This is a genomic window from Luteimonas sp. J29 (assembly GCF_000472505.1).
Classification (GTDB): Bacteria; Pseudomonadota; Gammaproteobacteria; order Xanthomonadales; family Xanthomonadaceae; genus Luteimonas.
In genome coordinates this window covers 389,141-410,705 of the sequence record NZ_AWZR01000002.1, presented here as the reverse complement: position 1 = coordinate 410,705, position 21,565 = coordinate 389,141, and the positions used below count along the sequence as shown (strand labels likewise).

Below are 21,565 nucleotides of genomic sequence, written 5' to 3'. Positions count from 1 at the left end.
CCACTTCCTTCACCAGCGAAGCGCCACCGGCCGCCATCACGCGGCCCTCCGCAGTTCGTGTGCCAGCGCCTCGAGGCTGGCCGCCTTCGGCTTGACCAGCCAGAACTTGCCGACGAAGTCGCGGAACTCGTCGAGGATCCGCGCGCTCCACGCGCTGCCGGTCAGGCGCGCGTGGCTCTCCAGCAGGTCGGTCAGGTGCTGGCGGTAGTTGTCGAAGCCCTCGGCCGAGATCCGGACGATGTCGATCAGCTCGTGGTTGTAGCGGTCGACGAAGTCGCGGTCGAGGTCGAGCACGTAGGCCAGGCCGCCGGTGAAGCCGGCGCCGAAGTTCAGCCCGGTGCGGCCGAGTACCACCACGGTGCCGCCGGTCATGTACTCGCAGCAGTGGTCGCCGGCGCCCTCGACCACGGCGACCGCGCCCGAGTTGCGCACCGCGAAGCGCTCGCCCGCGCGCCCGGCCGCGTACAGCTCGCCGCCGGTGGCGCCGTACAGGCAGGTGTTGCCTAGGATCGGCGCGAGCCGCGACTCGAACGCGCTGCCGCGCGGCGGGCGGATCACGATGCTGCCGCCGGCCATGCCCTTGCCGACGTAGTCGTTGGCGTCGCCTTCCAGGTGCAGGTGCAGGCCGCCGGCGTTGAACGCGCCGAAGCTCTGGCCCGCGGTGCCGGTCAGGCGCAGGGTCAGCGGCCGCGCCGCCATGCCGGTGTTGCCGTGGTGGCTGGCGATCAGGCCCGACAGGCGGGTGCCGATGCTGCGGTCGGTGTTGGCGATCGGATAGCTGTACTCGCCGCCGGCCGCGCGCGCGACCACGTCGGACAGGTCGGCCTCCAGGCGCGCGGCCAGGCCGTCGGGCGGCGCCTGCAGCGCCGGCGCGCCGCACCACGACGCGGGCTGGTGCGGATCGCGCGCCAGCAGCCGCGACAGGTCGATGTCGACGTCGTCGCGGGTGTGGTGCAGGTGCTGCTCGAGCAGGTCGGTGCGGCCGATGATCTCGTCGAGGCTGCGGGCCCCGAGCGAGGCCAGCAGCTCGCGCACGTCCTCGGCCAGGTTGCGGAAGAAGTTCTCCACCCGCTCCGGCAGGCCGGTGAAGTGCTGCGACCGCAGGCGCGCGTCCTGGGTGGCGACGCCGGTGGCACAGTTGTTGAGGTGGCAGATGCGCAGGTACTTGCAGCCGAGCGCGATCATCGGCGCGGTGCCGAAGCCGAAACTGTCGGCGCCGAGCATCGCCGCCTTGACCACGTCCAGGCCGGACTTGAGGCCGCCATCGGTCTGCAGCAGCACGCGCTCACGCAGCTCGTTGGCCTGCAGCGCCTGGCGCGCCTCCGACAGGCCCAGCTCCCAGGGCACGCCGGCGTAGCGGATCGAACCCAGCGGGCTGGCGCCGGTGCCGCCGTCGTGGCCGGAGATGGTGATCAGGTCGGCGCCGGCCTTGACCACGCCGGCGGCGATCGTGCCCACGCCCGCGTGCGAAACCAGTTTGACCGAGATCAGCGCCTTCGGATTGACCTGGCGCAGGTCGAAGATCAACTGGGCGAGGTCCTCGATCGAATAGATGTCGTGGTGTGGCGGCGGCGAGATCAGGCCGATGCCCGGGCGCGCGTAGCGCAGCCGCGCGATCAGCGGATCGACCTTGCTGCCGGGCAGCTGGCCGCCCTCGCCGGGCTTGGCGCCCTGCGCGATCTTGATCTGCAGCACCTCGGCGTTGATCAGGTACTCGGGCGTGACGCCGAAGCGGCCCGACGCGATCTGCTTGATCTTGCTGCGCTTCTCGGTGCCGTACCGGGCCGGGTCCTCGCCGCCCTCGCCGGAGTTGCTGCGGCCGCCGAGGCGGTTCATCGCGATCGCCAGCGCCTCGTGCGCCTCGGGCGAGAGCGCGCCCAGGCTCATCGCCGCGCTGTCGAAGCGCCTGACGATCGACGGCACCGGTTCGACCTCGTCCAGCGGCACCGGCGGGCCGAGCGGCTTGACCCGCAGCAGGTCGCGCAGCGCCGCCGGCGGGCGGTGGTTGACGTGGTCGGTGTAGGCCTTCCAGTCCTCGCGGGTGCCGGTGAGGACCGCACGCTGCAGGCTCTGGACCACGTCCGGGTTGTACTGGTGGTACTCGCCGCCGTGGACGTAGCGCAGGAGGCCGCCGGGCTCGGGCAGGGCGGTGTCGTCCCAGCCGTGCTCGGCCAGGGTCCAGGCGTCGCGCTCCAGGCGCTCGAAGCCGGCGCCGCCGATGCGCGAGGGCGTGCCCTCGAAGCACAGCGACACCACCTCGTCGGCCAGGCCCACGATCTCGAACAGCTGCGCGCCGCGGTAGCTGGCGATGCTGCCGATGCCCATCTTCGAAAGGATCTTGAGCAGGCCCTTCTTGACCCCGCGCCGGTAGCTGCGGCCGAACTGGGTCGGCTCGTTGCCGGTCTTGCCGCCGAGCAGGCCGCGGCGCGCGAGCGCGGCCAGCGTCTGGTAGGCGAGGTATGGATAGACCGCGGTGGCGCCGAAGCCGATCAGGCAGGCGAAGTGGTGCGGGTCGCGGGCGGTGCCGGTCTCGATGATCAGGTTGCAGTCGCAGCGCAGGCCCTTGCGCACCAGGTGCAGGTGGACCGCGCCGGTGGCCAGCAGGGCGTGCACCGCGGCATGGCCCTGGCGCGGGCGCCGGTCGCTGAGGATCAGCAGCTCGATGCCTTCGCGCACGGCCGCCTCGGCCTCCGCGCAGATCCGCTCGAGCGCGCCGCGCAGCCCAGTGCGGCGGTCGAAGTACAGGTCGATGTAGCGGTGCGAGGACGCGAACCGCGGCAGCGCCAGCAGCTGGTACAGCTTGCGCTGCGACAGCACCGGCGAGTTGAGCATCACGTGGTTGACGTTCTCGGCCTGGTCCAGGAACAGGTTGCCCTCGCGCCCGATCTGGGTGGAGAGCGACATCACGCACTCCTCGCGCAGCGGGTCGATCGGCGGGTTGGTCACCTGGGCGAAGGCCTGGCGGAAGCAGTCGTAAAGCGGACGCACGCGCTGGCTGATCGCGGCCATCGGCACGTCGTCGCCCATCGAGCCGATGCCTTCCTGCTCGGTCTCCGCGAGCGGACGCAGCACCGACTCCTGCTCCTCGCGCGAGAGCTGGAACAGCTTCTGGAACGCGAGCAGGGTCTCGGGGGTGAACGGCGCGTCGGTCAGCGACGGGTCGATCAGCTCCGTGTGCAGCCAGCTCATGCCGCGCTTGAGCCACTGCTTGTACGGCGCGCGGGAACGGTTGACCTCGTCGATCGCGTCGTTGTCGAGCAGGCGCCCGGCCTCGAGGTCGACCGCGATCATCTCGCCGGGACCGAGCTTGCCCTTCGCCTTCACCTGGCCGGCGGGCACGTCCCACACGCCGGACTCGGAGGCGATCACGAACACGCCGTCGTTGGACAGCGTCCAGCGCGCCGGGCGCAGGCCGTTGCGGTCGAGGGTGCACGCGGCGAAGCGACCGTCGCACATCACCACGCCCGCCGGGCCGTCCCACGGTTCGGAGTTGATCGCGTAGTACTCGTAGAACGCGGCGAGGTCGGTGTCCTTGTACTCCAGCGACTGGGTCGCCGGCGGGATCAGGATCCGCATCGCCTGCAGCATGTCCATGCCGCCCAGCAGCAGCCACTCGAGCATGTTGTCGAGCGACTGCGAGTCCGAGCCGTGCATCGTCACCGTCGAGGAGAATTCGGACACGTCCAGCAGCGGCGACTTCCACACGCCCTTGCGCGCCTGCGCCCAGCGGCGGTTGCCCTCGATGCTGTTGATCTCGCCATTGTGGGCCAGGCGCCGGAACGGATGCGCCAGCGGCCAGCGCGGCAGGGTGTTGGTGGAGAAGCGCTGGTGGAACACCACCGCGCGCGCGGCCAGCGCCGGGTGCGACAGGTCCGGGAACAGCTGGCGCAGGTGGCTGGGCAGGACCATGCCCTTGTAGCCGAGCAGCCGCGGCGACAGGCCGACGACATAGAAGTCGGCGACCGCGGACAGGGCCTCCTCGGCGCGGCGGCGGGCGAGGAACAGCGCGCGCTCGAGCGCGGCGACGTCGGCCTCGTCGCTCTCGACGAACACCTGTTCGATGCGCGGCGCAGACGAGCGGGCGAGCTTGCCGCAGGCCTCGAGGTCGATGGGTACCACGCGCCAACCGGCCACGCGCGCGCCGACGCCCGCGAGCTGGCGTTCGAGCTCGCCGCGGCAGCGCGCGGCCTCGTCGCCGGCATGCGGCAGGAACACGATGCCGGCGGCGACCGGCCCGGCGTGCAGGGCGATGCCGGACTCGGACGCGATCGTGCGCACGAAGCCCTCGGCGCCGTGGATGAGCACGCCGCAGCCGTCGCCGGTGAGTCCGTCGGCATTGACGCCGCCGCGGTGGGCCATGCGCGACAGGGCCTCCAGCGCGATGTCCACGATCCTGCGCTCGGGATCGCCCTCGATCTTCGCGATCAGGCCGAAACCACAGCTGTCGTGTTCGCTTGCGGGGTCGTGTAAGCCCCGATCCGGGTGTGCCCGCATCGTTGTATTCGTCGTTGGGTGGGAGTGACGGTGGCGTGGGAAACGGTGGCCGGTGCGCAGGGAAAACATGCCCGGCTGAGCATCCACTTCACCGAATAAATCACAATTTGTGCGACGCGGCAACGGCGATGCGGAGTTGGTTGCCGATGCAATCAAACCGCTACGAAATCATGCCGATCTCAGCGCAGTTGGACACCCGTGCGGGCGTCGCGCAGGCTGCTCGGCTGGCCCAGTCCGGAAGTTTCCCCGGCAACGACCAGGTCCACGCCGGCGACGATGGCCGGGGCCAGCGCGGCGCGCGTGGCCGGCGCCGGATCGCCAGCGCGGTTGGCGCTGGTCGACACCAGCGGGGCGTCCCAGGCGCGACACAATGCCCGCACGACCGGATGCGCGCTCACCCGGACGGCGACCGCATCGTGCACCCCGCGGATCCACGCCGGGACGCGCGCGGTCGCCGGCACCAGCCAGGTGTGTGGCCCCGGCCAGCTCGCCAGCACGGCCTCGCGCGACGACGCCTCCAGCGCATTCCAGTCGAGCAGCCCTTCGAACTGCGCGGGCGTCGCGGCGATCAGGATCAGGCCCTTGTCGGGCGTGCGCTGCTTGAGCGCGAGCAGGCGCATGACCGCGGCCTCGTCGAACGGATCGCAGCCCAGGCCCCAGACGCCCTCGGTGGGGTAGGCGACCAGGCCGCCCGCGCGCAGGACGGCCACGGCCCGGTCGATGTCGCCGTGCGCGTGCATCGGCGCAGCTTAGCGAAAAGCCGGGGCGGCGCGCGGTGCGCACCGCCGCCGCGATAGCCGGCTCAGAACGGGACGCTGTCGTCCGCCTTCTTCACCACGCGCTTGCGGCCGGGCTCGAACGGCGCCGCGGTGACCAGCGGACGTGCCGGCTCGACGTCGCCCGAGAGGGGGCGCGCGGCCTTCTTCGCCGCCGCCTTCTTCGCGGCCTTCTTCACCGTGGGCTTCTTCGCCGGCGCCTTCTTGGTCGCCGCCTTCGTCGAGGGGACCTTCCTGGCGGCCGCCTTCTTCGCTGCGGCCTTCTTCGCGCCGAAGCCGCGCCGCGCCGGCTTGCCGGTTTCCTCGAGCAGGCGGGTCGCCTCCTCCAGGGTCAGGCTGGCCGGGTCGCGGTCCTTGGGGATCTTGCCGTTGAGGCGGCCGTCGCTCAGGTACGGGCCGAAACGGCCATTGAGCACCTGGATGTCGCTGCCAGGGAACTCCTTGATCACCCGGTTGCGCGCGATCTCCTCCTTCTCCTCGATCAGCGCCACCGCGCGTTCGAGGTCGATCTTGTACGGGTCGTCGTCGGGCTTGAGCGATGCGTAGGTGTCGCCGCGCCGCGCGAACGGGCCGAAGCGGCCGATGCCCACGCTCACCTCCATGCCGTTGCTCTCGCCCAGCACGCGCGGTAGGCGGAACAGCTCGAGCGCCTCCTCGAGCGTGATCGAGTAGATGCTCTGGCCGGGGCGCAGCGAGGCGAAGCGCGGCTTCTCCTCGTCCTCGACCGTGCCGATCTGCACCAGCGGGCCGAACTTGCCGATGCGCGCGCTCACCTGGCGTCCGCTCGCCGGATCCTCGCCGAGCACGCGCACGCTGCCGGCGTCGGTCTTGTCGAGCGTCGCCTTCTTTTCGTCCACCTGCTCCTTGAACGGGCCCCAGAACTTTTCCATCAGCGGCACCCACTCCTCCTCGCCGCGGCTGACCGCATCGAGCTCGTCCTCGAGCTTCGCGGTGAAGTCGTAGTCGACGTAGCGGGTGAAGTGGTTGCTGAGGAACTTGGAGACCGCGCGGCCCACGTCGGTGGGCTTGAACGCGCGCCCGTCCAGCACGGCGTACTGCTTGCCGAGCAGGGTCTGGATGATCGACGCGTAGGTGGAGGGGCGGCCGATGCCGTACTCCTCCAGCGCCTTGACCAGCGAGGCCTCGGTGTAGCGCGGCGGCGGCTGGGTGAAGTGCTGGTCTGCCTGGATCCCGTCGAGCGCGATGCGGTCGCCGAGCTTCATCGCCGGCAGCTTGCGGCCCTCGTCCTCGTCCTCCTTGCCCTTGCTGTCCTTGCCTTCCTCGTACACGGCCAGGAAGCCGGGCACGACCACCGTGGTGCCGGAGGCGCGGAACGCGTGCTCGGCGCCCGCGGCCAGGTCCACGGTGACGGTGTTGAGGGTGGCCGGGATCATCTGCGAGGCGATCGCGCGCTTCCACACCAGCTCGTAGAGCTTGCGCTCGTCCTCGCCGAGGTACTGCGCGACCTGCGCCGGGGTGCGCAGCGCCGAGGTCGGGCGCACCGCCTCGTGCGCTTCCTGCGCGTTCTTCGACTTGGTCTGGTAGACGTTGGGCTTGTCCGGCACCGAGGCGGTGCCGAAGTCGCGCGCGATCACGTCGCGGATCTCGGCCAGCGCCTCCTGCGAGAGGTTGACCGAGTCGGTGCGCATGTAGGTGATCAGGCCGACGATGCCTTCCGCGCCGACCGCCACGCCCTCGTACAGCTTCTGCGCCACCTGCATGGTCTTGCGGGTGGTGAAGCCGAGCTTGCGCGCGGCCTCCTGCTGCAGGGTCGAAGTGGTGAACGGCGGCGAGGGGCGGCGCTTGCGCTCCTTGCTGGCGACGTCGGTGACGTGCAGCGAGCCCTTCGCGGCGGCGGCGATGCGTTCGCGCGCGGCCTCGGCGGTGGCGGCGTCGGTGATCGTGAACTGTTCGACCTTCTGCCCGTCGAGCTTGACCAGGCGGGCGTTGAACGGCTGCGAGGGATGCGCGCACGCGGCCTCGATCGTCCAGTACTCGCGCGGCTTGAAGGCTTCGATCTCCTCCTCGCGCTCGACGATCATGCGCAGCGCGGGCGACTGCACCCGGCCGGCCGACAGCCCGGCCTTGATCTTGCGCCACAGCACCGGCGAGAGGTTGAAGCCGACCAGGTAGTCGAGCGCGCGCCGCGCCTGCTGGGCGTCGACCAGCTCGCCGGCGATGTCGCGGGGCTGGTTCATGGCCTCGCGGATCGCGCGCGGGGTGATCTCGGTGAACACCACCCGCTGCAGCTGCTTGCCATCGAGCAGGCCGCGCTCGCGCAGGATCTCGGCGATGTGCCAGCTGATCGCCTCGCCCTCGCGGTCCGGGTCGGTGGCCAGCCAGATGCTGTCGGCCGCCTTCGCCGCCCTGGCGATCGCCTCGACGTGCTTCTCGTTCTTGTCGATCAGCTCGTAGCGCATGCGGAAGCCGTCGTCCGGGTCGACCGCGCCCTCCTTGGGCACCAGGTCGCGGACGTGGCCGTACGAAGCCAGGACCTGGAAGTCCTTGCCGAGGTACTTGTTGATCGTCCTGGCCTTGGCGGGCGACTCGACGATGAGGAGGTGCTTGGGCATCGGGGATGGCATCCGGGCGCGGCCTCGGGCCGCGCCGCTGGGGGAATACGGAAGAACACGACGCCCGGGGGTGGCCCGGGCGTGCTCGAGGGGGGGCCGGACGGGCCGGCACTCTTTATAGTGGAATCACGCCCCGTGCGGCCCTGTCAAGCGCGGGCCGCCCCGGGCGGCGGGCGGTTCAGTCGGCGAGGGCCGGGATCGCGACGGCGGCCAGGACCGCCAGGACGGCCAGGCCCAGCAGGGCGAGGCCGACCGCAAGAATCACCCAGGTCACCGCCCCGAGCTCGTGCCGCTGCAGGTCCGGCCGGTCCGTGAAGGCCCATTTGTCGACCACCAGGGTGTCGCAGATCATGTCGTGCAGCGCCTGCTTGCGCGCCCCCAGGCCCGTGGTCAGCGCCGAGACCAGGCCGCCGACGCCGAAGCTCAGCGCCAGGCTCAGGAAGTAGGCCATGTAGCGCGCGAACGCGCGCCAGAAGCTGATCCGTTCGCCCGAGCCGCGGGTGACCTTGATCCCCACCGCCATCTTGCCGAGCGAGGCCTGGCTGCCGGAGGAGTGCATCCAGGCGAAGTAGAACAGCGGCACGGCCAGGCTGATGCCGTAGGAGACGAGGATCAGGCCGATCGCCCCGCCGGCCGCGGCCGCGCCGTCGCCCAGGCTCATCCCGAACGCCGCCAGCATGGTCAGCGGCACCTGCAGGACGAAGGACGCCGCGCCCGTCACCAGGCCGTCGATGACCATCGCCGCGAAGCGCTTCCAGAACCCGGCCAGGACCACCTCCCCGCCGGTCACCACCACCGGGTCGGCCGACACCGTGGCCCGGGGCGGGGCGTACGGGGAGGCCGGGTCGGCGGCCGGCGGCGGGGACGCGTCCGTGGCCGGCGCCGCGGCCTCGCTCGCCGGGCCGTCGACCCGGGCGAGTTCGGCCGCGAAGTCGCGCATCGGCCGCCAGTCGGCCATGCCCTCGCGCCAGACCAGGGTGTCCCAGTCCAGCTGGCGCCGCAGGCGCAGGCGCACCAGTTCGGCCGCGTCCACCGGGCCCTGCCGGGCGTTGTCCCGGTCGGCGTAGTACCACATCGACATGTGCGTGTTTCCCCTTGGTGAAGCGCCGCCGCGTCCCCGGCGCGTTCAGGCGCGGCAGTGGGCCGGCAGGTGGCGGTCGTGGACCTCGCCCCGGCAGCGCCATTGAGCAGGCCCGGGATCGTACTCCAGGCGCAGCCGGCGGCCGTCGAGCGGGCCGCCCGGCGTCCCCCGCAGGACGACGTCGATCCGGCACGTGCCGTGCGCCCCGTCGCCGATCCGGACCTGTCGGGAGGCGGGGCCGCCGGGCATGTCGGCAGCCGCGAATCCGGGGTCGCCGGCGCCGGGGCAGCGTCCGTTCGCCCTGACGAACGCCTCCAGGCGCGGCTTGAGCGACGCGGCGTCGGCCAGCGCCCGCGCGACTTCGGAGCGCAGCCGGTAGTCGTTGTAGGCGGGGATGGCGATCGCCGCCAGGAGCGCGGCCATCACGACCCCGCCAACCGCCACGACGGCCGCCGCGACCAGGCAGCCGCGCAGGCGGGTATCGTCTTCGGGTGGGGCCGGGCGAAGGGGAGGCGAGGGCCGCGGCGGCAGGGGCGGCGGGCCTGCGCCGCGGGCGGTCTGGGGCATCGGATCGCTGGGCGGGCGCGCGCCGGGACGGTGGCGGGGCGGCTCAGTGCACCGGTTCGGGCTCGTCCGCGAACATCTGGGTTTCCATCCAGGCGTACGCGGCCTCGCTGCCGGGCTGGTTGAACAGCACCATCAGCACCACCCACTTCAGGTCGTCCAGGTCCAGTTCGTCCTGGTCCAGGGCCATGGCCCGGTCGAGCACCAGCTCGCGCTGCTGGGCGTCGAGGATGCCGTGCTGCTCCAGGAACAGGAGGAAGCCGCGGCAGTCGACGTCGAGCTTGTCGAGTTCCGGCCCGAAATAGACCCGGGTCGGGCCGTCGCTGCGGGCCGGACCCGGCACCGGGCGCTGGTCGGCCAGGGCGTCGAGCCAGTCGAAGGCCTTGCTGATCTCGGCGGGGCTGAATCCGGCCTGGAGCAGGCCGTTCTGGAGGGAGTCGCGGTCGCGGACGAGGTCCGCGTCCTCGCTGATGTAGTGTTCGAACAGGTAGAGCAGGACGTCCAGGATGCTCTCTTTCATTTCCCCCCGGCCTGCGCCACTGGGCGCGGTGTTCAGGACTTTCGGGCATACCGGCCGTGCGCCTGCACGACCCGGCCATCCAGCTCCATGAGCAGCAGCATGGACGACACTTCCGCGGCCGTCAATCCGGTGCGTTCGAGCAGCTGATCCATAGGGCTTGGGTCGTGCCCCAGGGCCGACCACAAGCGGTGGTAGTCGGGATCGGCTGTCGTCGACGGGTCGGCGGTGGCCGCGCAGGTGCCCTCGACCGCTTGGATGGGGGTCTGCAGGCGGCTTCGCAAGGCGTCGGCCAGGGACTGCGCCACCGGACCGAGGGCGGCCACGACCTCGGCAGGATCCTCGACCAGGGTGGCGCCGTCGCGGAGAAGGCGGTGGCAGCCGCGCGCCATCGGGTTGCGGATCGAGCCCGGCACGGCGAACACCTCGCGCCCGGCGTCGGCCGCCAGCCGGGCGGTGATCAGGGCGCCGGAGCGGTGCGCGGCCTCGATCACCAGGGTCCCCAGCGACAGCCCGGCGATGATCCGGTTGCGGGCCGGGAAATGCTCGCGGCGGGCGCCGGTGCCCGGCAGATGCTCGCTGACCGCGACGCCGTGGGCGGCGATGTCCCGCAGCAGGCCGGCGTTGGCGCGCGGGTAGGGCCGGTCCAGGCCGCTGCCCAGCACCGCGACCGTGGCACCGCCGGCCTCGAGCGCGGCGTGGTGGGCCATGGTGTCGATCCCAGCGGCCAGGCCGCTGCACACGCCCAGGCCCGAGCGCGCCAGGGCGTGGGCGAACGCGCGGGCGTGGTCGCGGCCCCCGGCGGTCGGTGCCCGGGTGCCGACCACCGCGACGCAGGGGTGCCAGAGCAGGCCGGCGTCGCCGGCCACGAACAGGGCCAGCGGCGGGCCCGGGATGCGGCGCAGCAGGGCGGGATAGTCCGGATCGTGCCAGCCGAGCAGGCGCCGGCCCGGGGCCGCGAGCCAGTCGACCGCGACCGGCGATGGCCCCGCGGACGCCAGGGCGCGGGCCTGGGCCTCGTCCAGGCCGGCCTCGCGCCAGGCGGACGGACCCGCGTCCAGCGCGCGCGCGGGCGCGCCGTGGCGGTCCAGCAGCCGCCTGCGCGGCGCGGAGGCGCCGCCGGCCCCGATCAGCCGCAGCAGCGCGAGGTCGTCGTCGGTCATGCGCCGAGCATGGGCCGGAAACGCCAGCGGCGCCCGAGGGCGCCGCTGGAGGCCGCTGTAGGAAAACCCCGCGCCGGGCGGGACGCGCCTTCAGTACGGCGCGTCGGGGTGCTTGAGGTGGAAGCCCACGCGGGTCGGCTTGATGCTGTCCATCACCAGCGCGTAGCTGACCTTGTCGTAGGTGCGGAACACCATGGCGTGGCCGGCGAACTCGTCGGGCAGGCGCACCTTGTTCTCGTGGAACACGGTATCGGGGTCGCGGTCGGCGCCCTTCTCGACGCGGTCGATGGTGTTGGTGCCCTCGCGCCAGAGCGAGAACACGGTGCCGTTGTCCACGCCCTCGCGCGCGCCGACCGACAGCACGATCACGTCGCGCGGGCCGCCGTGGGCAAGGGCGTCGGCCACCGCCAGCACGCGCGCGCGGCCGTAGTCGAGCTGGTGTGACGGAGCGTGCGGGAAGAACTGCAGGTCGTAGGGCTGGGCGTCGACCGGGATCAGGCGGTCGCCCACGCGCACCTCGCGGCCGGTCTCGTCGAGCAGCAGGGTGCTGGCCTGGATGCCGCCGACCTCGCCGCGGGTGATGGTGCCCACGTTGACCCGCTGCAGTTCGTAGCCCAGCAGCTCCTGGCCCTTGTCGGGCGTGAGCACGTTGGTCCAGTACTGCTGGAAGTCGATGGTGCGGCGACCGCGGAAATCGAGGTCGTCGGTGTGGAACAGGTCGCAGCACAGGCTGTCGCGCGAGACGTGCGTGTAGCGCACGGTCGGGCGCACCACGGCGTAGCGCTGGCCCGGCGCCGCCGAGGGGAGCCCGCGGATGTACGCGACCTGGCCCTGGGTGGCGCGCAGGCGGTCTTCCTCGAGGCCGACCACGTAGGGCAGGTGCTCGAACGCGTCGACCACGCGCAGGTCCTTGAGGAAGGGCTCGACGTCGGCGAGCGGGATCGCGTTGATCGGCGCCTCTTCGCGCGGGCCCGGCTCCGCGGTCACGCGGTTGAGGTAGGCGAGGCTGATGACGTCGCCGGGGTAGATCAGGTGCGGGTTGCTGATCTGCGGGTTGGCCTGCCAGATCTCGGGCCACAGCCACGGGCGCTGGAGGAAGCGGCCGGCGATGTCCCACAGGGTGTCGCCGCGCTTGACGACGTAGGTGTCGGGATGGTCCCCGCGCATGGTCTGGGCGGCGGCATAGCTCGCCACGGTCATCAGGGCGACGACGCACGTGGTGCGGAGCCCCTGAGAAAGGCGCTGAAGCATGCGGGCCATCTATTTGCTCCCCTTGAAGATTTCCCCGTGCAGCGCCGGCACTATAACGTACAAACAGCGGCCGGATGCAAGCCGCGGGGGGGTACAATGGGAGCCTGTTCCGCGCGGTTGTGACCGCTGCCACCCTTTGCACCCATGGCCCTGCTCCCCATCCTCGAATATCCCCATCCCCGGCTGCGCACGGTGGCCCGGCCCGTGGAACCCGACCAGGTCCATGACCCGGCGTTCCAGCGCCTGCTCGACGACATGTTCCAGACCATGTACGAGGCGCCCGGGATCGGCCTGGCGGCGACCCAGGTCGACACCCACCAGCGCTTCATGGTCATCGACGTCACCGACGGCCGGGACCAGCCGCTCGCGTTCATCAACCCGGTGATCCGCGAACGCTCGGCCGACCTGCGCCTGCACCAGGAAGGCTGCCTGTCGATCCCGGGCGTGTACGCCGACGTCACCCGTCCCGACGGCATCGTGGTCGAGGCCCTCGACCGCCACGGCAAGCCGTTCGAGCTGCGCGTGGACGGCCTGCTGGCGACCTGCATCCAGCACGAGGTCGACCACCTCGACGGCAAGCTGTTCATCGACCACCTCTCCCCGCTCAAGCGCGATCGCGCCCTCAAGCGGCTGGAGAAGCTGCGCAAGGAAGCGCGCGGCCGCTGATCCGCGCCCACCGACCCGCGGCCGGACCGCACCAGCCCAGGCCCGCTCCGATGCGCCTCGTCTTCGCCGGAACCCCCGAGTTCGCCGTTCCCTGCCTGCGCGTGGCCGCCGCGCGCGGCGAGGTGGTGGCGGTCTACACCCAGCCCGACCGCCCTGCCGGCCGCGGCCGCGGGCTGGCCGCGCCGCCGGTGAAGCTCGAGGCGCAGCGGCTGGGCCTGGAGGTCCGGCAACCGGAGACGCTGCGCACCGTGGAGGCGCGACGCGCGCTGCGCGAACTGCGCCCCGACCTGATGGTCGTGGTCGCCTACGGCCTGCTGCTGCCGCCGCGGGTGCTGGAGATTCCGACCCACGGCTGCTGGAACGTGCACGCCTCGCTGCTGCCGCGCTGGCGCGGCGCGGCACCGATCCAGCGCGCGATCGAAGCCGGCGACGCGGAAACCGGCGTGTGCCTGATGCTGATGGAGCAGGGCCTGGACACCGGGCCGGTGCTGCTGTCGCGTTCGCTGCCGATCGGTCCGGACGAGACCGCCGGCCAGCTCCACGACCGCCTGGCCGCGCTCGGCGCCCAGGTGCTCGACGACGGCCTGGCCCTGCTGACGGCCGGGATCCGCCCGGTGCCCACGCCACAGCCCGAGGCCGGCGTCACCTACGCGCACAAGCTGGAGAAGGCCGAGGCGCGCCTGGACTGGACGCAGCCGGCCGAGGCGCTGGCGCGCAAGGTGCGCGCCTTCCATCCCTGGCCGGTCGCCGAGGCCGAGGTCGCGGGCGACCTGGTACGCGTCCATGCCGCGGTCGCGCTGCCGCTGGCCCACGACGCGGCACCGGGCACGCTCCTGCATGCCGGCCGCGACGGCCTCGACATCGCCTGCGGCGAGGGCGCGCTGCGCATCCGCACGCTGCAGCGCGCCGGCGGCAGGGCCATCACCGCCGCCGACTACGTCAACGCGCGGCGCGAGCTGCGCCCCGGCCCGCAACAGTGAGCGGGCGTGCGCTTCCGCCGGGCGTCGCGGTGCGGGTGTGCGCGGCGCGTGTGCTCGACGCGGTGATGCACCGGGGGCGATCGCTCAAGACCGAACTCGCGCAGGCGCTGCCGGACTTGCCCGACCCGCGCGACCGCGCGCTGGTCGAAGCCATCTGCTTCGCCGCCCTGCGCCAGCGCGCGCGGGCCGACGCCGCGCTCGCGGCGTGGATGCCGCGTCCGCTGCCACGGCGCGACGCCCCGCTGCGCGCGCTGCTGCACGCGGGCCTGGCCCAGCTCGATCCGCTCGCGCTGCCGGCGCATGCGGCGCTCGCGGCCACCGTGGACGCGGCGCGCGCGCTGGATCGGCCGCACCAGGCCGGACTGGTGAACGCGCTGCTGCGCCGCGCCCAGCGCGAGGGCCTGCCGGCGGCCGCGCCCGGGGACGCCTGGCCGCAATGGCTCCGCGCGCGGGTCCGCGAGGACTGGCCCGGCCAGGCCGAAGCGATCTTCGCAGCAAGTACGCAGCAGGCGCCCACCTGGCTGCGGGTCAACCGCCGCCGCACCACGCGCGACGACTACGCCGCTCGCTTGCGCGAGGCGGGCATCGAGGCGCAGCGGGTGGAAGGTCTTCCGGATGCCTTGCGCGTCGATGCCCCCGTGGCGCCGACGACGCTGCCCGGATTCGCCGAAGGCGACGTCTCGGTGCAGGACGGAGCCGCGCAGTGCGTGGCCGACGCGCTCGCGCCGCCGCCCGGCGCGCGCGTGCTCGACGCCTGCGCCGCGCCCGGCGGCAAGTCGGCGCACCTGCTCGAGCGCGATCCCGCGCTGCGGCTGACCGCGATCGACGTCGATGCGCGTCGGCTGCGGCGCGTGGCCGAGACCCATGCCCGCCTCGGGGTCGGCGAGGGCGCGCGGCTGCTCGCGGCCGACGCCGCGGAGCCGAAGGCGTGGTGGGACGGCGAACCGTTCGACGCGGTCCTGGTCGATGCGCCCTGCTCGGCGACCGGCATCGTGCGCCGCCAGCCCGACGTGCTGCTGCACCGCCGCCCGTCCGACGTCGACGCGCTGGTCGCGCTGCAGTCGCGCCTGCTCGAGGCGTTGTGGCCGCTGCTCGCGCCGGGCGGGCGCCTGGTGTACGCCACCTGTTCGATCCTGCGCGTGGAGAACGAGGCCCAGGTCGCGGCGTTCCTGGCGCGCACCCCGGACGCGTCGGCGCAGGCGCTCGACACGACGTTCGGCCACGCCTCGGGCGCGGGCCGCCAGCGCCTGCCGGGCGAGGACGGCATGGACGGGTTCTTCTATGCCGCCCTGGTGAAGGCCGGCTGACCCCGCGCGGCGCGCGCGTCGGCGTGCAGGATAGACTCGCGCCCGTTCCCGTTCCCGTTCCCGTTCCCTGTCCCGGATTCCCGATGCCGCAGCCCGCCGACGCGCCCTGGTTGAGCGTCCTGGTGCCCGTCTACAACGTCGAGCGCTACGTCCGCGCCTGCCTGGACTCGGTGCTGGGGCAGGCCGACGCGGGCGTGGAACTGCTGGTCCTCGACGACGCCTCGCCCGATGCGGCGATGGCGGTGGTGGCGGACCTGCAGCGTGCGCAACCCGGCCGCATCCGCACCCTGGCGCATGCGCGCAACCGTGGCCTGTCCGCGGCCCGCAACAGCCTGGCGGAGGCCGCGCGCGGGCGCTACCTGTGGTTCCTCGATTCCGACGACGTGCTGCTGCCGGGCGCGATCGCGGGCCTGCGCGAGGTGGTCGAACGCGAGGCGCCCGACCTGGTGCTGTGCGACTTCCGCCTGCTGCGCGAGCACGGCACGCCCTACGGGCCGCTGCGCGGACGCGCGCGCCGGCCGGGCTTCGGCGGGCGCGCGGGCGACGGCGGCAGCGATCACGACGCGCTGCTCACCGGACTGCTGGAAGGCCGCCAGCTGCACGCCTGGTCGAAGATCGCCGTGCGCGAGGCCTGGCAGGCGGCAAGGTTTCCCGAAGGGCGCTACTTCGAGGACATGGCGGTGGTCGCGCCGCTGTGCGCGCGGGTCGCGCGCTGGCGGCACGTGCCGCGGCCGTGGGTGGGATACCGCCAGCGCGGCGACAGCATCATGGCGCGGATGACGCCGGACAAGTCGCGCGACCTGCTCGCATCGCTGCGCGAGCTGCATGCGGGGGTGCTGGCGAGCCCCGGCGGCGTGTCGGCGGACACGCGGCGCGCGCTGGAGTACTTCTGCATGCGGACCTTCGCCGCCCTGGCGCGCAAGGTGCCGCGCGACGACGACGCGCTGGCGCGCGAATGCGTGGCGGAGATCGCCCGGGTGTTCCCGGGCGGGCTGCGCGCGGTGCTGGCCGAATACCGCGCGCGCGGCTGGTGGCTGCGCGCCTGGCGCGCGGGCCGCACCCTCGGCCGGCGGGGCTGGCTGCGCTGAGCGGCGGCGGTCAGGCCAGGTAGCGCCCGGCGATGCTGTCGCGCCGCATCAGGCCGCGGGCGACGTAGGCTTCCAGCTTGTTGCGCTCGCCGCCACGCAGCTTGACCAGGCGCGGCGCGCGAAGCGGCGCCGGGCGCGCGAGCAGGCGGAGGAACAGGCCCGGGCGCCGCCAGTGCGAGGCATGGTGGAGGAAGTACGCGGAGTCTTCCGCGCGCCACAGCTGCAGGCGGTAGGGTCGCCCGGTGTCGAGCACGGCCTGGGCGCAGACGTGGATGATCAGGTAGGCCGGGCGCGAGATCTTCTGCAGCAGGCGTTCGTAGCGGCCCTCGCGGCGCAACGCCTCGAGGTAGGCGTCGTCGCCGGTGGCGAGCGCGCGATCGAGCTCCTCCGCCCAGGCGCGCACGAACGGCATCCCCGGCGGCGCGGCCATCGCCCAGCTGTCGATCACCGGCGTGCGTCCGGGCACGCAGAAGCCCTCGAGGTAGAAGCCCAGGTACTCGGCGCGGCTTTCGGCCTGCGCCTCGACGAGCCAGTCGAGCGATCCGGTCAGGATGGTGCTGGCGTCGAGCCACACGCCGCCGTGGCGGGCGATCAGGTGCAGCCGCAGCCAGTCCGAGCGCCGCGCCGGGGTCAGCTGGTCGAAGCCGGCCGGGAGCGATGCCGGGTCGACGTGGCGGGACAGCTCGCTGCCCAGGACCAGGTGGATCTCCCAGTCCGGGCACATCCGGCGCCAGTTGTCGAGGCACCGCCGGACCACCACCGGCACGTCGTCCGAGTGCCAGTACGACCAGAGCCGGCGCGGAATGCGCGCATCGTCGGCGACCGGCCCGCCCCCGGGGAGCAGGATCGTGCGCGGCGCCTCGGGCGCCGGCTCCACCGGCCGCGACAGCCAGGCCCACGGCACGACGATGGCCACGCACAGGGCAAGGACTGACAGGACCATCATCACGCGGCCGGCCGGGGGAGCAGGGAAACGATATTGTAGGCGGCCCCGTGTCACGGCCGTCTTGATGTCCCAGCCCCGCCCGCGCGTCCTCCATTTCGTCACCGGCGGCTTTTCCGGCGGCGCGACCCAGGTCGCGATCCAGCTGGTGAACGCCGGCGTGGCGGGCGGACGGGTCGAGCCGCTGCTGGTCCTGCGCCGCAAGCGTCGCGGGGATCCGGCGCGGATCGAGGAACTGCGCGCGGCCGGCACCCCGCTGGAGGTGGTGCCGGGCTGGTCGCACCCGGCCACGATCCACGCGCTGGCGCGGCTGTGCCGACAATTCCGGCCCGACGTGCTGGTCGCGCACGGGTTCAGCGAGCACCTGTGGGGCCGCTACGCCGGGCTGCTCGCCGGCGTCCCGCACCTGGTGCACGTGGAGCACAACACCCGCGAGCGCTACACGCGCTGGCGCCTGGCGCAGACGCGCTGGCTGGCGGCGCGCACCTCGCGCATCGTCGGCTGCTCGGAAGGCGTGCGCCAGGTGCTGCTCGGCATGGGGATGCCGCCCGACCGCACCATCGCCATCCCCAACGGAATCCGCCTCGATCCGTTCGCCGATGCCGATGCGCATCCGCTGCCCGGGCGCGTGCCCGGGATCGTCATGGTCGCGCGGTACTCGCGGCAGAAGGACCACGCCACCCTGCTCAAGGCGCTGGCCCTGCTCGGCGAACGCGGCTTGCGTCCGCCCTTGCTGCTGGCCGGCGGCGGCAAGGCGCTGCACCGGGCGCCGGTCGAGCGCCTGGCCGCCCGGCTCGGACTGGAGGGGCAGGTGCGGTTCCTCGGGGTGGCGCGCAACGTGCCCGAGCTGCTCAAGACCCATCGCATCGCGGTGCTCAGCACCCACTACGAAGGCATGCCGCTGGCCCTCATTGAAGGCATGGCCGCCGGCTGCGCGGTGGTCGGCAGCGCGGTGCCCGGCGTGCGCGAGGTGGTCCACGACGGCGAGGACGGCCTGCTGGTGCCGGAGGCCGATCCGGCCGCCTTGGCCGATGCGCTCGAGCGCCTGCTGCGCGACGACGCGCTCGCGTCGCGCCTCGGCCGGGCCGCGCGTGCGCTGGCGCTGCGCGAGTACGGCCGCGAACACATGAACGCGCGCTACGAGGCCTTGTTCCTCGAACTGGCCGCGCAGCCTTCGCCGCGCGGCTGAGGCCGCGCTACCAGCGCAACGGGCGCCGCGCCACTTCGCCGCGCAGGCGGTCGTAGAGTGCGCGTGCGTCCGTCTCTGCGATGTGGCGGATGCGCAGCGGCGGCGTGGCCGCGCCGGCGCCGGCCGTGTCCAGCCACAGCGAGGCCATGCCGAAGCGGCGGTCGAGCCACGACTGGCGCAGCTGCAGGGCCTGCAGCTTGTCGATCTCGGCGAAGCGCCAGTGCCGCGACCACCAGCCTTCGCGCACCGCGACCAGGCGCTCGCCCAGGTGCCAGCTGGCGAAGCGTGCGTGGCGCCGCGCCAGCACCCCGCCCCAGGCCAGCCACAGCAGCCCGGCCGCGCCCCACGGGCCGACGTTCCATGCCAGCGCCGCCACCAGTGCGATCGCCCAGGGCAGGTGGCCCAGCCACAGGCGCAGCCATGCGCGCCGGTGCAGCGGGTGCCAGTGCGACGGCGGCCAGCAGCGCGCGTCGAGCAGTTCCTGCAGCAGCGCGTCGCAGGCCTGCGGGGACGCGATGGGGGCCAGCTCGGGCGGCTCGTGCTGGCGGCCGCGACCGTCGCCGGTCACCTGCGAACCGGCGGTGTCGATCGCCAGCGAGCGGCGCGAGAACAGGCGGTGCAGCACGCCCTCGCGCAGGGTCCAGGCCTGGATCCTGCGGCGCGGCACGCTGCTGCGCACGCGCTGGAACAGGCCGCGCTCGACGGTCAGCCGGCGTCCGTGTGCCTGCAGCCGGAAGCCGTGGTAGCGCGCCAGCGCCAGCGCCACCGAGAACAGGCGCAGCAGGGCCAGCGCCAGCAGCACCAGGCTGGTCGCGGCCAGCACCGGCCCGGCGATCCCGCCCTGCCATGTGGAGACATAGCCCGATCCCTGCTGCCACATGCGCTCGAACACGTGCCGGAACATGTTCTCCGGAAGCACCTGCGACGCGAGCGCCATCGCCGCGCCCACCACCACCATGCCGCGGTTGGACACCAGCCCGAGGCGCACGATCTCGGACGTGGGCAGCGCCAGCAGGGTCTGCGCCGCGTCCTCGCCGCCATCGGCGGCGACCCGGGCCGCATCCGCACGACCGCGGTGGCGGATCAGCCGTTCGAGCGCCAGCGCGTCCTCCAGCCTGAGGACCCGCATCTGCGCTTCGGGCCGGGTGCCGCCGGCCGATTCGAGCTTGACCTCGGCCACGCCGAACACCCGGTGCATCACGCCCTGGATGACCTCGACGTTGTGGATGCGCGAGAACGGCACCTGGCGCAGGCTGCGCTCGAACAGGCCGCTGCGGATGAACAGGCTGTCGCCGTCGACCCGGTAGCGGTAGGTGAAGTACCGCCACACCGACGCCACCGCCAGCACCGCCACCGCGATCCCGGCCGCGGCCAGCTGCAGGCCTTCCTCGCGGCGCCCGCCGAGCACCACGAGCACGGCCAGCGGCACCAGGAACTGGCGCATCGACCCGAGCAGCACGAACAGCCACGACCACGGGTGCAGGCGCCGCTCGACGCCGGCCGCGGGCGGTTCAGGCGTCGTCGTCATCGACCTCGATCCAGCGCGCGAGCTGGTCGCGCAGCCATTCGGCGTCGCCGTCGTCCAGGCCGGTCGTGGCGACCGCGTTGTGGCGGGTGCCGGCGGTGTGGATGACCAGGGTGGCCAGGCCGAGCCGGCGCTCGATCGGGCCGCGCTGCAGGTCCAGGTGCTGCACCCGGCTGCGCGGCACGAAGGTTTCGCGCCGCCACAGCCGGCCGCGGCGCAGCGCATAGCCGTGCGCGTCCAGGCGCCAGCGGGTGCAGGCGTACCGGCGCAGCGCCAGCCACAGCCCCCAGCCCGGCAGCGCCACGAGCACCAGCACTCCCAGCACCAGGGCCCGGGTCGTGCCGCCGAGCCAGATCCCCAGCGGCACCAGCAACCCGATGGCGACCGCGCCGAGCGTCGCCAGGTTGCCAATCACGAACAGCCAGCGCGCGCGCGGCGGCAGCGGGCGCCAGCCCCCGTCGCCGGCGACCGACGGCGGGGCGGCAGGGTCGGGCAGGGCGTCACCGGCGGCGCTCATCCACGCTCCAGGTCGATGTAGGGATGCGGTCCGCTGCCCGGCGGCTGCGCCTTGAAGCGCTTGTAGGTCCACTGGTACTGGGCCGGGTCGCGGCGCGCGATGCGTTCGACCCCGGCGTTGAGCGCGGCCGTGGCCCGGGTCGGATCGGGATCGTCGATCCCGGGGTCGGCCGGCGCGATCCACAGCGCATGCTCGCCGCGATCGCCGATCCGTTCGCACCAGGCGAACAGGACCGTGGCGCCGCTGCGCGCGGCGAGGCGGCCAAGCAGGGTCATGGTCAGCACCGGGCGGCCGAAGAACGGCGCGAACTCGCCATCGCCGGCCTTGGGCTGCTGGTCGGGCAGGATCCCGACCACCCCGCCGGCCTGCAGCCGCTTGTACAGCTGGCGCACGCCCGCGCCCTCGGCGCGGACCTGGGTGACGCGGTCCGCATCGGCGTTGGCGCGCACCAGGCGCAGGAAGGCCTCGCCGACGGCGGACTCCGGCGGCTTGTACAGGATGGCGAGGGGGGTCTTGGCCGCGAGCCACTGGTTGAGCAGCTCCCAGTTGCCGAAGTGGGGCGCCGCCACGATCAGCCCCCGGCCGGCGCCCAGGGCGGCGTCGAACAGCTCTTCGCCGTGGACCTCGCGGATCGCCTCGAGGTTGCGCCGGTGGGGCCGGGTCCACAGGCGCAGGGTCGCGAGCGTCTGCAGCGCGGTCGAGCGCAGCAGGTCGCGATGCCAGAGCGCGCGCTGGGCCGGCATCAGCTCGGGATAGGCCAGCTCCAGGTTGCGCAGCGCGACCACGCTTTCCCGGGCGCCGGTGCGGCGCCACAGCCAGGCCAGGGCGCCGGCCATCGCCCGCAGCACCGGCCACGGCAGGTGGCCGATCACGGCGGCGAACAGGTACAGCAGGCGGGCGAGGAGGCCGGTCACGCGGTCCAGTGTAGCGG

Annotated in this window: 17 protein-coding genes; 5 read left to right on the top strand and 12 right to left on the bottom strand. The window is 73.2% G+C overall.

All coding sequences use genetic code 11. The annotated features are described in order from the left end of the window. Positions 1-36 precede the first annotated feature (36 nt). From gltB to LUTJ29_RS0104655, 8 genes are all read right to left on the bottom strand, one after another. Positions 37-4,494 (bottom strand): glutamate synthase large subunit, encoded by a 4,458-nt coding sequence (gene gltB, locus LUTJ29_RS0104690; RefSeq protein WP_027071535.1) that lies wholly within the window; start codon positions 4,492-4,494, stop codon positions 37-39. Between the two features lie 179 nt (positions 4,495-4,673). After that, a complete protein-coding gene (locus tag LUTJ29_RS0104685; RefSeq protein WP_027071534.1) occupies positions 4,674-5,234 on the bottom strand; it encodes a Sua5/YciO/YrdC/YwlC family protein in 561 nt (186 codons plus the stop codon). Positions 5,235-5,296: 62 nt separating this feature from the next. Continuing rightward, the gene (locus tag LUTJ29_RS0104680; RefSeq protein WP_027071533.1) at positions 5,297-7,843 is read right to left on the bottom strand and encodes a DNA topoisomerase I; all 2,547 of its coding nucleotides are present in this window, start codon (positions 7,841-7,843) and stop codon (positions 5,297-5,299) included. Between the two features lie 178 nt (positions 7,844-8,021). Then, positions 8,022-8,924 (bottom strand): RDD family protein, encoded by a 903-nt coding sequence (locus tag LUTJ29_RS0104675; RefSeq protein WP_027071532.1) that lies wholly within the window; start codon positions 8,922-8,924, stop codon positions 8,022-8,024. A 45-nt stretch (positions 8,925-8,969) separates the two neighbouring features. Beyond that, positions 8,970-9,347: a pilin gene (locus LUTJ29_RS16125; protein ID WP_186441986.1), complete on the bottom strand. Its 378-nt coding sequence runs from the start codon at positions 9,345-9,347 to the stop codon at positions 8,970-8,972. Positions 9,348-9,534: 187 nt separating this feature from the next. After that, complete coding sequence (locus LUTJ29_RS0104665) at positions 9,535-10,008, bottom strand: DUF494 family protein (protein ID WP_027071531.1); 474 nt, start codon at positions 10,006-10,008, stop codon at positions 9,535-9,537. A gap of 32 nt (positions 10,009-10,040) precedes the next feature. After that, entirely contained in the window at positions 10,041-11,168 is a 1,128-nt protein-coding gene (dprA, locus tag LUTJ29_RS0104660; protein WP_027071530.1) for a DNA-processing protein DprA, read from the bottom strand. Between the two features lie 90 nt (positions 11,169-11,258). Then, positions 11,259-12,419, bottom strand: a complete 1,161-nt coding sequence (locus LUTJ29_RS0104655) for a LysM peptidoglycan-binding domain-containing protein (RefSeq protein WP_027071529.1) — start codon at positions 12,417-12,419, stop codon at positions 11,259-11,261. A gap of 144 nt (positions 12,420-12,563) precedes the next feature. Here LUTJ29_RS0104655 and def point away from each other — a divergent pair, with 144 nt between their 5' ends. The 4 genes from def to LUTJ29_RS16120 all read left to right on the top strand — a co-directional run bounded on the left by def (position 12,564) and on the right by LUTJ29_RS16120 (position 16,460). Then, positions 12,564-13,085, top strand: coding sequence for a peptide deformylase (def, locus tag LUTJ29_RS0104650; protein ID WP_027071528.1), 522 nt, complete (start codon positions 12,564-12,566; stop codon positions 13,083-13,085). Between the two features lie 50 nt (positions 13,086-13,135). Further along, positions 13,136-14,065 carry a methionyl-tRNA formyltransferase gene (gene fmt / locus LUTJ29_RS0104645; RefSeq protein ID WP_027071527.1) on the top strand — a complete coding sequence of 310 codons (930 nt, stop codon included), beginning with the start codon at positions 13,136-13,138 and terminating at the stop codon, positions 14,063-14,065. Then, positions 14,062-15,372 (top strand): 16S rRNA (cytosine(967)-C(5))-methyltransferase RsmB, encoded by a 1,311-nt coding sequence (gene rsmB / locus LUTJ29_RS0104640; protein WP_027071526.1) that lies wholly within the window; start codon positions 14,062-14,064, stop codon positions 15,370-15,372. Before fmt ends, rsmB begins: the two co-directional genes overlap by 4 nt. An 83-nt stretch (positions 15,373-15,455) precedes the next feature. After that, positions 15,456-16,460: a glycosyltransferase family 2 protein gene (locus tag LUTJ29_RS16120; RefSeq protein ID WP_051322690.1), complete on the top strand. Its 1,005-nt coding sequence runs from the start codon at positions 15,456-15,458 to the stop codon at positions 16,458-16,460. 10 nt (positions 16,461-16,470) lie between these two features. Here LUTJ29_RS16120 and LUTJ29_RS16115 read toward each other — a convergent pair whose 3' ends face one another. Further along, positions 16,471-17,406, bottom strand: a complete 936-nt coding sequence (locus tag LUTJ29_RS16115; protein WP_051322689.1) for a capsular polysaccharide synthesis protein — start codon at positions 17,404-17,406, stop codon at positions 16,471-16,473. A 64-nt stretch (positions 17,407-17,470) separates the two neighbouring features. Here LUTJ29_RS16115 and LUTJ29_RS0104625 point away from each other — a divergent pair, with 64 nt between their 5' ends. Continuing rightward, complete coding sequence (locus LUTJ29_RS0104625) at positions 17,471-18,592, top strand: glycosyltransferase (protein ID WP_043740375.1); 1,122 nt, start codon at positions 17,471-17,473, stop codon at positions 18,590-18,592. A 7-nt stretch (positions 18,593-18,599) separates the two neighbouring features. On the opposite strand, the gene LUTJ29_RS0104620 is transcribed toward LUTJ29_RS0104625, so the two are convergent. Genes LUTJ29_RS0104620 through LUTJ29_RS0104610 form a run of 3 tightly spaced genes read right to left on the bottom strand, consistent with a single transcriptional unit; the run spans position 18,600 to position 21,548 of the window. Continuing rightward, on the bottom strand, positions 18,600-20,120 hold the full coding sequence (locus LUTJ29_RS0104620; protein WP_027071524.1) for a PH domain-containing protein: 1,521 nt from the start codon (positions 20,118-20,120) through the stop codon (positions 18,600-18,602). Further along, on the bottom strand, positions 20,104-20,634 hold the full coding sequence (locus tag LUTJ29_RS0104615) for a PH domain-containing protein (protein WP_084524644.1): 531 nt from the start codon (positions 20,632-20,634) through the stop codon (positions 20,104-20,106). Before LUTJ29_RS0104615 ends, LUTJ29_RS0104620 begins: the two co-directional genes overlap by 17 nt. Continuing rightward, the gene (locus LUTJ29_RS0104610; protein WP_043740373.1) at positions 20,631-21,548 is read right to left on the bottom strand and encodes a lauroyl acyltransferase; all 918 of its coding nucleotides are present in this window, start codon (positions 21,546-21,548) and stop codon (positions 20,631-20,633) included. The genes LUTJ29_RS0104615 and LUTJ29_RS0104610 overlap by 4 nt, the downstream gene beginning before the upstream one ends. Positions 21,549-21,565: the final 17 nt, after the last annotated feature.